Origin of the sequence: Roseovarius sp. ZX-A-9, from assembly GCF_028369135.1 — a bacterium.
Classification (GTDB): Bacteria; Pseudomonadota; Alphaproteobacteria; order Rhodobacterales; family Rhodobacteraceae; genus Roseovarius.
Genome location: NZ_JAPWHW010000005.1, coordinates 228,232 through 240,500, shown reverse-complemented (window position 1 = coordinate 240,500; position 12,269 = coordinate 228,232). Strand labels below are relative to the sequence as shown.

Annotated in this window: 9 protein-coding genes and 2 pseudogenes; 6 read left to right on the top strand and 5 right to left on the bottom strand. The window is 57.7% G+C overall.

Annotated elements, in window-relative coordinates; translation table 11 throughout:
- Positions 1–758: 758 nt before the first annotated feature.
- The 5 genes and pseudogenes from O3306_RS07275 to O3306_RS07255 form a co-directional block, all read left to right on the top strand.
- Positions 759–845, top strand: a pseudogene (locus tag O3306_RS07275) (IS66 family insertion sequence element accessory protein TnpB); the annotation flags it as partial.
- Between the two features lie 258 nt (positions 846–1,103).
- The gene (locus O3306_RS07270) at positions 1,104–1,976 is read left to right on the top strand and encodes an isocitrate lyase/PEP mutase family protein (RefSeq protein WP_272005055.1); all 873 of its coding nucleotides are present in this window, start codon (positions 1,104–1,106) and stop codon (positions 1,974–1,976) included.
- Between the two features lie 40 nt (positions 1,977–2,016).
- Complete coding sequence (locus O3306_RS07265) at positions 2,017–3,069, top strand: TRAP transporter substrate-binding protein (RefSeq protein ID WP_272005036.1); 1,053 nt, start codon at positions 2,017–2,019, stop codon at positions 3,067–3,069.
- A gap of 63 nt (positions 3,070–3,132) precedes the next feature.
- Entirely contained in the window at positions 3,133–3,747 is a 615-nt protein-coding gene (locus O3306_RS07260; protein WP_272005034.1) for a TRAP transporter small permease subunit, read from the top strand.
- Complete coding sequence (locus O3306_RS07255; protein ID WP_272005032.1) at positions 3,744–5,156, top strand: TRAP transporter large permease; 1,413 nt, start codon at positions 3,744–3,746, stop codon at positions 5,154–5,156. Before O3306_RS07260 ends, O3306_RS07255 begins: the two co-directional genes overlap by 4 nt.
- Positions 5,157–5,312: 156 nt before the next feature.
- Here the strand turns inward: O3306_RS07255 and O3306_RS07250 are convergent, their stop codons facing one another.
- The 4 genes and pseudogenes from O3306_RS07250 to O3306_RS07235 form a co-directional block, all read right to left on the bottom strand.
- Positions 5,313–5,486 carry a hypothetical protein gene (locus O3306_RS07250; RefSeq protein ID WP_272005030.1) on the bottom strand — a complete coding sequence of 58 codons (174 nt, stop codon included), beginning with the start codon at positions 5,484–5,486 and terminating at the stop codon, positions 5,313–5,315.
- A 100-nt stretch (positions 5,487–5,586) separates the two neighbouring features.
- Positions 5,587–5,992: pseudogene (locus O3306_RS07245) on the bottom strand (IS3 family transposase); the annotation flags it as partial.
- A gap of 305 nt (positions 5,993–6,297) precedes the next feature.
- A complete protein-coding gene (locus O3306_RS07240) occupies positions 6,298–8,715 on the bottom strand; it encodes a GcvT family protein (protein WP_272005053.1) in 2,418 nt (805 codons plus the stop codon).
- 69 nt (positions 8,716–8,784) lie between these two features.
- Positions 8,785–9,684, bottom strand: a complete 900-nt coding sequence (locus O3306_RS07235) for a MurR/RpiR family transcriptional regulator (protein ID WP_272005028.1) — start codon at positions 9,682–9,684, stop codon at positions 8,785–8,787.
- A 302-nt stretch (positions 9,685–9,986) separates the two neighbouring features.
- On the opposite strand from O3306_RS07235, the gene O3306_RS07230 reads away from it, so the two are divergent.
- Positions 9,987–11,213, top strand: coding sequence for a M24 family metallopeptidase (locus tag O3306_RS07230; protein ID WP_272005026.1), 1,227 nt, complete (start codon positions 9,987–9,989; stop codon positions 11,211–11,213).
- Between the two features lie 6 nt (positions 11,214–11,219).
- Here the strand turns inward: O3306_RS07230 and O3306_RS07225 are convergent, their stop codons facing one another.
- The gene (locus O3306_RS07225) at positions 11,220–12,245 is read right to left on the bottom strand and encodes a GlxA family transcriptional regulator (RefSeq protein WP_272005024.1); all 1,026 of its coding nucleotides are present in this window, start codon (positions 12,243–12,245) and stop codon (positions 11,220–11,222) included.
- Positions 12,246–12,269: the final 24 nt, after the last annotated feature.

The following is a 12,269-nucleotide window of genomic DNA, read 5'->3' as shown; positions in this document are numbered from 1 at the left end:
GTGTTCTGGATTGCGACGGTGGTTCTGGTCCGGCCAACCGGGCGCGGTGGCTACAAGTAGGCGTAGAATCGATCAGGACCGGCGCAGCGCGTCGGTCTTGACATTGACGGATGTTCGCAGGTCATCAACCAAGGGCCACGCGCATTTTTCGGCCAGCGTCACCATCGGTAAACTATTGCTTTGCCAGGTGCGCGTGGAGCCCGCCCTCGGCCACTAGGTTGTCATGGGTCTCGGTCGCGGCGATGTTGTCTTCGAACCCACACCTGTAGCACGCAGTTCAGAGGCGAGAAGTCTATCTCCAGCATCTGTTGCAACCGCCCTAAATAGGAGGATCGCGGGTTAAAGCCGCGCGTACTTGTGACAAGACGGCGTCGGCGCAGATCAAAGTCGACCCCCCGACAGCGCAACGAACGGGACGCACTCTAAGGGCGCGCTTAACGGCTCTGGTGGGGCTATCAGTTGCGACGGTAACGCAATGGGTGGTTCCGATCTCCGGAGTGTTCGAAGCCAGAATGCATCCCCTTCGCGGTCTGACGTCAGCGCCTGTGGGGCAGATTTGAGGAACTGGTGACGGAAGCACCCTGCTTTCTGCCTGTAGAATTTATTGATCGACCCCAGAGGGATACCCCGGCACCAACACCCGAACCTACGTCTGTGCAAAGTGCGATTAAGATCGATATCGCTGGTGGCCACCGACTGAGGATTGTCAGTGGCTACGACCTCGAGGCTTTGGCCCGGTTGATCCTGGGTCTTTCTGCATGATCCCGGTTCCGGTGAACACGCGGGTCTGGCTTGCGGCTGGCGTGACCGACATGCGGCGCGGGTTCGCGACGCTGGCAGCCCAGCCGTCGCCGTCATCTGCGAGGATAACACCATGGACCCGGCGAAAATCGCCGCCCTGTAAACCGGCTCAACATCCAGCCGGAGAACAAATTACACCCCGTGCTGGGACACTACCTCGCCCTGAAAGCGCAGTGATTTGGAACTTTCCACCCAGCGTTGCAATCAAGAAGAATTCACACCGGGCATTCCTGCGAGGTAATCTTGCGCTTGAATATCAAAGTGATATGAAAGCCGAACAGTTGTTCAACTTTGTAGATATCATGACATCCATCATCTCCGCGGCCCAAACGCTCCGCAGCGCCATAAACGCACCCGAAATCGTTTCGGCGCCCGGCGCATATGACACGATCAGCGCGCGATTGATCCAAGAAGCCGGGTTTCCGGCGATCTACATGAGCGGGTTTGGCGCCACGGTTTCGCGGTTGGGTCTGCCTGATCTTGGATTCATGACGCAATCGGAAATGGCTGGCCATGCCCGCGACATGGTGCGTGTGACCGACATTCCGATCATCGCTGACGCCGATACAGGATATGGCGGCGTCAACAATCTGCACCGCACCGTACGAGAATATGTGCAGTCTGGTGTTGCGGCGATCCATCTGGAAGATCAACTGCTACCGAAAAGATGCGGGCAGCTTGGCGGCGTGCGTCTGGCTGATGTGGAACAGAACATGCGTCACTTGCAGGTCGCGCTGAATGCGCGAGAGGGTGATGATCTGCTGATTGTCGCGCGTACCGATGCCTTGGGCGTCGAAGGATGCGAGGCGGCGATTGAACGCGCGAAACGTTACGCGGATACAGGGGTCGATCTGGTTTTTGTGGATGGGGTCAAATCCATCGCCGATGCCGAGGCGATTGGCCGTCAGATAGATTTCCCGACAGTGTTGAGCATTGTGGACGGGAACGAGACAGCAAAATTGACGGTAAAGGACGCCCAGCAGATGGGGTTCGACGTGGTTATTCATGCTTTGTCGTGCCTTTTGTCGGCGACGAATGGCGTGCGCCAGACATTGCAGACGCTGCGGGCCAGTGGCGGCACATCTGCGCGAGCCGGCGACATGGATACTTACGGCGAGATCAGCAAAACGCTGGATTTGGCGCGATACGAGGAGATCGACCAAACTTTTGGTTGATGTCGCGTAATAGGTTTTCACAAAGGGGAGGAACCCACCAATGAGTTTGAAACTATCAGCCACCGTGATGGCGGCGCTTGTCGCGGTCAGCGGCTTTACGTCCGCGACAGTGGCCAACGCGCAGGATCGCGTGCGCTGGCGCATGCATTCGACCTATTCACATGCGCTGCCCGTTGCCGGGAAAACCGCATTTGAGATCGGCGAAACGGTCAACACCATTTCCGGTGGTAGCTTTGATATCCGCGTTTTCGAGCCGGGCGCATTGGTGAACGGCGCGGCCTATTATGACGCGGTTTCCAAAGGGTCCATCGACGCGGCCTATGGCTCGCCGGGGTTCAACGCTGGTAAAAATTCGGCCTATCCGTTCTTTGCTGCCATCCCTTTTGGTCCGGGTGCGGGCGAAATGCTGGCTTGGCTACGCCATGGGGGCGGGTTAGAAATCGCGCAGGACCTATATGCGCGTGACAACATCCATATGCTGGCCTGTGGCATTCTGCCGCCTGAAAGTGCCGGTTGGTTCAAGAAAGAAATCAAAAGCCTCGACGATCTGAAAGGCATCAAGATGCGCTTTTTGGGTCTGGGCGCCAAGGTTATGGAAAAGTTCGGCGTTTCGACGCAGCTTTTGGCACCGGGCGAAGTATATCAGGCGCTAGAATTGGGCACACTGGACGCGGCAGAGCAATCCATCCCTGCGATCGATCGCGGTCTTGGTTTCTATCAGATCGCCAAGTTCAACTACTTTCCCGGCTGGCATCAGCAATCAACGGTCCAAGAGCTGTTGATCAACATGGATAGCTGGAATGCCCTGTCTGATGCACAGCGCACCATGGTTAACCTGGCGTGCGACAAGGCCACGATTGATCAGTTCGCGGATGGCGAAGCGATGGAATTTGCCATCATGCAGCAAAACGAAGAGGACGGCGTTCAGATCAAGATCTGGCCCGAAGAATTCCTTGCTGCCTTCCGCGACGCATGGGAAGAAGTGATCGCCGAGGAAACTGCGACCAATCCTGACAGCAAACGCGTCTGGGACAGCCTTCAAGCCTACCGTAAAAACTATGAGGTTTGGGGGGATGCGGCTTATCTGGACTGATACCGCATCTGACATGCCATGGCGCGACTTCCGCGCCATGGCGTTTTTCAAGCAGGACCTCTGATGCGCCACCTTCTGAGTTTTTCGGATTTACTGGAGCGGCTATGTGCCGCCATTGGGCGCATCGGTGCGTGGATGATCGTGCCTTTGGTTTTGATCATCGTTTACGATGTCATCACCCGCAAGATTGTCCTTATTCAGCAGGCTGTTCTGAATTCACCGCTTTATGACTTCATTTCACCGACCAAGCTGCAAGAGGCCGAATGGCACCTGCATGCCATTATCTTCCTGCTGGCCTATGGGATGGCCTACCTCAGTGGAGGTCACGTGCGCGTCGATCTTTGGCGACAAGGGCGCAGGCCGCGCACCCAAGGCTGGATTGAACTGACGGCGATCCTGATCCTTGCCATCCCGTTCTGTTCCGTACTTTTCTATCATTCGGCGGACATGGTCTATTCTGCGTGGCGACAAGGCGAAGGCTCGTCTGCGCTGACAGGGATACCCCACCGCTGGATCATCAAGTCTTTCTTGCCGATCGGCACCGCCTTGTTGATATGTGCTCTTGTTTCGACCCTGTTGCGCATTTTCTTGTACCTGTTCGGCCCGGCCCCTCTGCGAAAACAGGCACGGGCGCGGTTAAGCATGTTGACGCCCGAGACCGATGAGGCCACCGCGTGATTCAGGCCATATATTATCACCTATACGACTACCTCGCGGCATACATGTTTCTGGCGCTGACCTTCGCGTTGTTCTCAGGCTTTCCGGTAGGGTTGGTTCTGGGCGGTCTGGCGTTGCTCTTTGCCGCTGGTGGCATGGGGATGAACCTCATGTCTCCGGCTGAACTCTATCTTTTTGCCGAAAGGTTGTGGCAATCGGCGGCGGTCAATCAGGTGTTGGTGGCTGTGCCTTGCTTTGTCTTCATGGGCATCATGCTGGAGCGAAGCCGCGTTGCGGCCGATCTGCTGCGCATCCTTCAAGTGTTGCTGGGGGCCGTACCCGGCGGTCTGGCCCTTGCGGTCACGCTGCTGGGAACAATCATGGCCGCGACAACCGGCATTATTGGCGCGTCGGTGGTGATGCTCAGCATGATGGCGCTGCCTGCGATGCTGGAGAGCGGGTATGACAAGCGGTTGGCCTCGGGGACGGTTGCGGCCTCTGCCACGCTGGGCATATTGATCCCGCCGTCAATCATGCTGGTCATCATGGCTGACCTGATGGTCATTCCCGTCGGCAATCTCTTTGTCGCAGCTATCCTGCCGGGACTTTTGCTGGCGACGCTATACAGTGTTTACGTGATCTCGATGGGCACATTCCGCCCCGACCTTGCCCCCCGGATAGAGCGGCGAGAGGACGAGATTGGTCTCGCCAACCTGACCCGAATGATATTGCAGGGCTTTGTCCCGCCGGTGGCGCTGATCTCGCTGGTATTGGGCTCAATTTTTGCGGGCTGGGCCACCCCGACCGAAGCGTCGGGCGTCGGCGCCTGTGGCGCAACGTTATTGGCGTTGATGAAACGGCGGCTGACATGGAGCGGGTTGGACAAGGTATGCGTTCAGACGGCGATGACTTCGGCCATGATCTTTCTCATTTTTGCGGGTGCGACAGCGTTTTCCTACGTGTTCCGGGCGCTTTACGGCGAGGATCTGATCCTTGATCTCATCGCGTGGATGAACTTGGGCCACTGGGGCTTTCTAGCCATGCTGATGCTGCTAATCTTCGTACTGGGCTTCTTTTTCGACTGGATCGAGATCACCCTGATCGTGCTCCCAGTGTTCGCGCCGGTCATGGCCAACTTAGCCCCAGAATTTGCAACGAGCCTGGGCATGCAAGACCTGCCTCTGGCCGAGCAGAAATCACAGATTCTGTTCTGGTTCGCGATCCTTGTGGCGGTGAACCTACAGACTAGTTTCCTGACGCCGCCCTTTGGGTTCGCCCTATTTTTCCTCAAGGGCAGCGCGCCCGCATCTATCAAGATCGGCGATATCTACCGGGGGATCATTCCATTTGTCTTGATCCAGCTCGTCGGCCTTGCCTGTGTAGCGGTGTTTCCGTTCTTGGCGCTATGGCTTCCTCGCGTGTTGCAATAACGCGGGCAGACGTTCAGCCGGGCAAATCACGCCGTCAGCCAACACGCAAAAAAGGCGCGCCAAGCCGGGCACGCACCCTTATTATCAAATCTTGGAACGTTAAGCTTTTGGGCCAGTTGCTTTACTGTGCCTGATATATTGTGCCTGATAACCAACTTAGTCAAAGGCGAAGGCAAATATGTTCGTGAACGTCCGCGCCTTGTCCATGAAATCGAACATGTGATCGTGGATTTTCTTAAAGCTGGCTTGCTCTTCTGACATTTCCGCATACAGTATATGGGGCTGGCGATAGCTTTCGCGCAGGATATCCTTGGGCATGTGATCTGCCACGGAACTTTCATCCACTCGAAACCTGAGCCCTTTGGGTTGTGAAGCGATACCCATGTTTGGACCAGCAGCGGGCAGAGTTTTCCGGCTTTACTCAGGATTAGGTGGAACGGTCGAACCGGAGAGCCCCACAGGCCCGCCGGATCGACACCGCCCAGTCCGCGCACATCCCGTCAACCAGCTCGCGCTTCCGACTCGGCTTCAGAGCTTTCTTTTGATGACGTCCTGAAGCATCTCACGATCCAGTGTCAGATCCGCGATGATCTTATTCAGCCGCGCATTCTCGCCTTCAAGCTCGCGCAGTCGCTTCATCTCCGACGGCATCAGCCCGGTATACTTTTTCTTTCAGTTGAAATAGGTCGCCTGGCCCCCTCTCGGGATCATGCTGCGCATGACCCTGCCGGGCAGTGGATCCCGGCCTTGCGGCAGATCTCAGCAACCGGCGTTCCGTCTTCGCCCTGTTCGATGTTGAGCGCCTTCTGTGCGTCCGTGAATTTCGATGCTTTCATGCGTTTCCGCTCCTTTCCCAGCCGGGGGGGGGCGTTGCGGAAAACTCTAAGCCAAATTGGTCTAGTTTCCGGGGATGACATCACCCCCTCAACATGAACTGGGCCGCCTCGGTACGCACTGGGCGTAACAACCGCGTTCAAAGGCAAGTTGGAGATAGCACCGTCCCGCGACCAAACGCGGTGAGGTGCTTGGGCGACCGGTATGTGACGGGAAAAACCGGACTATTTCCGCTGGAAGATAGCCCGGTTGATCAGGGTGGGGAGCTTCACCGTGGTTCACGGTGCAAAGTTGGTCATTTCGACGATTAGGCGCGCAGGCGTTTGCCTTCTGGATCAAAGGGCGCCTCAGGCAAGATGCGCGCCTTGTGAGGCTTGCCGAGGATCATCACGTCCACCACATCGCCGGGTTGTGCGACTTGCGGGTTGGTGTAACCCAGCGCCAGAGATTTGCCGACCGAGTAGCCATAGGCCCCCGAGGTCACGCGCCCGACCGATTGGCCGTCGGGTGTGAAGATCGGCTCGCCGCCGCTGGCGTCTGCATCGTTATCCGCATCGATTTCGAAGATAGACAACACTTCGCGCGGTGTATTGTCCTTGATCGCCAGATAGGCCTCCTTGTGCAGAAAATCCTTGTCGAGCTTGATCAACCCGGCGAGGCCGACCTCTTGAGGCCAATATTCCTGCGAATATTCCCGCCCCCAAGAGCCATAGCCCTTTTCGATCCGCAGGCTTCCGAGCGCGCGTCCGCCGACCGGACCGCCGTCACACTCCTGCGCGGCAGCAAGCAACGCGGTGTAGAGCCGCAATTGATCCTCTTCGGCGCAATGCAGCTCCCAACCCAGATCGCCGGTGAAGGACACGCGGACCGCCAGACAGGCCACCCCGGCCACCTCGATGCGCCGTGAGCGCATGAAACGAAATGCCTCGTTGCCAAGGTCGGCGTTGGTCAGGCGTTGCAGCATCTCGCGCGACTTGGGCCCAGCGACGTTAAAGCCAGCGATGCGGTTGGTGGCCACCTCGAAAGTGGTGCCTTCGGGCAGCGCCACCATGTTGAAGAACCGCTGGTGATAGCGTTCGGCCATGCCCGAGCCGATCATCATATACTCGTCTTCGGCCACCTTGGTGATGGTGAAATCCCCGGCAACACCGCCACGCACAGAGATCAGTGGCGTCAGGCACGAACGCCCGATTTCAGACGGCACCCGGTTCGCAACGAGCCGGTCGAGCCAATCGTGGGCGCCGGGCCCCTTGATGACGTAGTTCGCAAAGTTCGAGATATCGATTACCCCGACGGCCTCGCGCAGCATCTGCACCTCGCGGCCGACCGGCTCCCACCAGTTCTGGCGGGTAAAGCTGTTGGTGTCTTTGAGGCCAGGCGTATCGGCGAACCAAAGCGGATGCTCCCACCCGCAGTTCATCCCAAAGACGGCGCCCAGTTCGCTCTGCTTTTCATAAGCTGGACGGACCCGCGCCGGGCGGCCTGCGCTGCGCTCTTCGTTGGGAAAGTGAATGGCAAAGCGGTTTGCGTATTGATCTTCGACCCGCGCCTTGGTGAATTTCTTGTCAGCCCAATCGCCAAAGCGGGCGAGATCCCAAGCGAACATATCATATTGTGGCTCGCCTTCGATCATCCACTGTGCCGAGAGCAGGCCCAGACCACCCGATTGCGAGAAACCGGGAATGATGCCGCCGCAGATAAAGTAGTTCTGCACCTCAGGCACCGGCCCCCAGAGCGCGTTGGCATCCGGCGACCAGATCATCGGGCCGTTGATCACCCGTTTGACGCCAGCAGTCTCGGCGCAGGGCACCCGCTCGGTTGCGCGGATCACGTTTTCCATGATCCGGTCCAGGTCATCGGGGAACAGCTCGTGCGCAAAGTCCAGCGGCGTGCCCTCCTCGGCCCAGAACCGCATGTCGCGCTCGTAGGCACCGATCAAGAAACCGTTGCCCTCCTGGCGGAAATAATACTCGCCGTCCCGATCCGCGATCGAGGGCAACCGGCGGCCAAGATTTGCGACCTCCGGGATGGTCTCTGTGACGAAATACTGGTGCTCGGTGGGTTGCAGTGGCAGGGTCAGCCCGGCCAGTGCTGCGACCTCGCGCCCCCACAGGCCGGCGGCATTGACCACCCATTGCGTGTGGATGTCGCCCTTGGACGTGCGCACGATCCAGCTGCCGTCGGCTTGCTGTTCAGTGCCAATCACCGGGCAGAAACGCTCGATCTCGGCGCCGAGGGCACGCGCGCCGGCAGCATAGGCCATTGTCACGCCGGAAGGGTCGACATTGCCGCCATCGGGTTCGAACATGATGCAGCGCACGTCGTCAAAATGCGCCAGCGGATGCAGTTCGCGCGCCTCTTCGCGGCTGACCTCGTAAAAGTTCAGCCCGTAGAATTTGGCCTTGGCCTCTTGCAGCCGGAGCTGATGCTCGCGCGCCTCGGTTTGCGCCAGATAGAGCGAGCCGGGCTGGAATACGCCGCAGCCTTGGGCGGTCTCTTTTTCGAGCTCTTTGTAGAGGTTCATCGTGTAGTGCTGGATGCGGGTGATGTTGTTGTTGTCGTGCAGCCCGTGAATGTTCGCGGCCGCGTGCCATGTCGATCCACTGGTCAACTCGTCGCGTTCCAGCAAGACGACATCACTCCAGCCAAGCTTGGCAAGGTGATACAGGATCGAGCAGCCGACAAGGCCTCCACCGATTACGACTGCCTGTGCATGGGTCTTCATCATTTTCCTCGTTTTCTGTCTTGAGTGTTCGATTTGGTGCGACGCATGCGGCGCCAGTCCAAGGTTCAGTTATTTGGGGGTGCGGGTGCTTTCGGCTTTATCCCAATAGGCGCCAAGGCTGCGGCTGCTGGCCTCGACATCCTCGATCCGCGCTTGTGCTGGCGCGCCGATCTGCGCGGCGAGCATGCTCATGATCGCCTCTAGCAGGACCAGCGTGGCGGCATAGGACGGGAAGAAATGCGGGCTTTCGGTGGGCAGGACAAAATATTCGCTGGCAAAGGGCAGCGCAGGGCAGGTGTGTGAATCGGTGAGTACCAGAACGAATGCCCCCCGTTCCGCTGCCAATTCCGCGGCCCGAATCGGGGCGGTCAAGAAGAGCGATTTCGAAATGAGGATGTAGACATCATCTGACGAGGAATCTGTCACCGCTCGTGCCAACGCCGCTGCCTGATCATCCACCAGCCGCCAGCGGTCAGAGATCCAGCCGGCCATTTCTTCGAGATACTTGGCCAGTCCGCGCGACGTGCTGCCGGCCAAAAGTGTCACCTGCCGCGCCTCGCTGAGCGCCTTGACTACTCGCACCAGGCGCGAAACGTCCAGATTGCGGGAAAGCTCTTCGATATTGCCGATGCTCTCGGATGCTTGGTGTAAAAACAGCGCGCCGACACCGGTGGATTGGCTTGCCGTCGCATGAAGCTGACCCAACTTCCCTGAAAAACTGGTGGTTTGCGGCGTGAGACTCTGAGCGCAAAGCTGGCGCACTTGCTCGTATTTCTCTAACCCAAGCGCCCGCGCCAGACGCGAAAAAGTTGTCGGCGACAACCCGCTGGAAGCTGCGACCGAACGCAGGCTGTTGGTCGCAACTTCGATCTGTTGCTCCACCACATAATCCGCCGCCTGCTGAAGCCCTTCGGTCAGATCTCCGTAATGTGCGGCTACGAGATCTTTGATTGATGTGTTGCCCGTCATTGAGTCGTCTAGCTTTCGTTGTTTCGTACCGGACTGTTACATATGTTTTTCACCGCGTCAATTTTAAGTACAAATGAAACTCGACCGGACGCCAAGCTATCGTCTAGCGTGACGCAGCGCTGCCGTGAGAGGACTCGCACACCTGGAAGATCACGGTGATCTGATCCGTGGGTGACGTTGTAGTGACCTGTCTGGAATGAAATCGCAGAGTGTCCGCAAGTGTTAACTGGATGTCTTTTTCGGTCGTAAGTAACTGTGGATGTCGCCTAACGTGCCGTTCAGTATTCAGCTTGGAGCGCATCATGACACTTGGTCAGACACCCGACATCGATTGGAGCCAATTCCTGCTGGATGGGGAGCGCGTCGACATCGACCATTCGGCACTTCAGAGCTATCGCCTTGATCGGTTGCGTGCTGAGTTGCGCGCCGAGGGCGCTGCCGTTGGTGTTTTTGTTAGCCCTGTCAGCCTGCGGTACGCGGTGGATCACCGTGCCTACGGGCTGTTTCAATCCCATATCCCAGTGGCCTACCTGTTCGTGCCTGTCCAAGGGCCGGTGGTTATGCATGGTGGATTGTCCAACGATTCATCATTGATTGATGAGGTCCGGCCGGCACGCGCCATTTCGTATTTCAACGGCGGCAGCAACCTGATCGCGAACGCTCAATTTCTTGCTGAGGATCTCAATCGGTATCTGGCGGAAATCGGCACCACGAACCGCCGTGTCGCGATCGAATATGTGAATCCCAGCCTGACACAGGCTCTTATGGCGCATGACTTTGATGTCATCGACGCCGTTGGCCTGATCGAGAATGCGCGCGCCATAAAATGCAAGGAAGAGATCGACTGCATCCGTTACGCGATTCGGGTCGCGAACCTCGGCATTGATCAGATGCGCAAGGCGATCCGGCCGGGTGTTACCGAGCTTCAACTCTGGGCGATGCTGAATTTTGCCAATCTTGCGAACAATGGCGACTGGCATGATGGTCGGATGCTGGCATCGGGTGAGCGTATCAATCCATGGTACCAAGAGGCGTCAGAGCGGAAACTGGAGGCCGGTGACCTGGTTGGCTTTGACACGGATATGGTCGGCCCGAACGGCTATTGCGCGGATATTTCGCGCACCATGTTTTGTGGTCCGGGCAAACCGTCGAAGCGGCAAAAAGAACTGTACGCCCATGCCCTGTCTGAAATCGAGCATAATCTGGCGATCCTGCGCCCCGGTATGACCTTTGATGAATTCAGTGATCAGGCCTATGTGCAACCCGAAGAGTTCCACGCCAACCGTTACACATGCATCGCGCATGGTGTCGGTATGTGTGACGAGTACCCCAAGATCTACTATCCAATGGACCGCAAGGGCCGTGGCTATCCCGGTACAATCGAAGAAAACATGGTGCTTTGCATCGAGAGCTATGTTGGTGCGGTGGGTGAACGAGATGGCGTGAAGCTGGAGCAGCAGGTTCTGATCACGGCAGATGGCTACGAGCTTTTGTCCGACTACCCGCTGGATGAAGCGTTGATGAGCTGAGCACCGCTAATTTCTGTTTGCCTTTCGATCTTGCAGCGGTGAATGGCCGAAATGTGTGCTGTACACACGGGAAAATTGCTGGGCGGATTGAAAGCCACAGGATAGGGCGACTTCGCTGACCGGCAGGTGCGTCTGAGTGAGCAGGATATTCGCGCGCTGTAGCCGCAGCGATTTATAGTAGCGCATGACGGAACACTTGAACTGCATTTGAAACAGACGCTCTAGCTGGCGCGAGGAAATTCCAACGCGCTCGGCCAAGGTCGCTAGAGTATAGGGTTGGGAAAACTCGGTTTCCATCAGGCGGACAGCCGCGGCCACCTTGGGGTGCTCTAGTGTCTGGTTGGCAGAAATATCCAGCAACTGGAGCGCCTGCCCCCACGTCGAACTGGTGTTCAGGTTGAACTGCTTGGAAACCGCGATGGCCACGTTTTGATCAAGGTGTTCGCGTATCAACGTCAGGCTCATTTCCAGACATGACATTGCGCCGGAGCAGGTGATCCGGCGCCGGTCTATCTCTAGCGTGTTGGTGGTCAGCTTCAGGTCGGGATAACGTTCCCGCAGGCTCTCATGAGTCTCCCAATGGGCCGTGCAGCTGTAGCCATTCAGCAGCCCCGCCTCTGCCAGGAAATGCGTGCCTGTGCTTACTGCACCGATGACGGCACCATGCGCCGCGCAGTACCGAAACCAACTGGCGGCGGCCTTGGTGTCATCATGCAGAACATTGATGCCCGCACAGGCAAACAGGTAGTCAGCGGGAATCGAGTTATTTGGCGCCGTGTCCACAACGATTTTTGCGCCGTCGCTGGCCTGAACCGGGTCCCCGTTACAAGACACCAAGGTCCAGTCATATGCCGCCCGGCCCAACAGGCGGTTCACCTGTCGGAATGGTTCGATAAGGCACGAATAGGTCATCCAGGAAAAGCCCGGCAGCAGCAGGACCGCGAGCGAAATCTGATCGTCTGGTGTGGCAAGTTCCTTTGGGTTTCCGGTGCACAGGCTATTGTAAACCAAATGGCTATGCTGGTCGTTCATCGGTGCACCCCTCACATTCTGTCC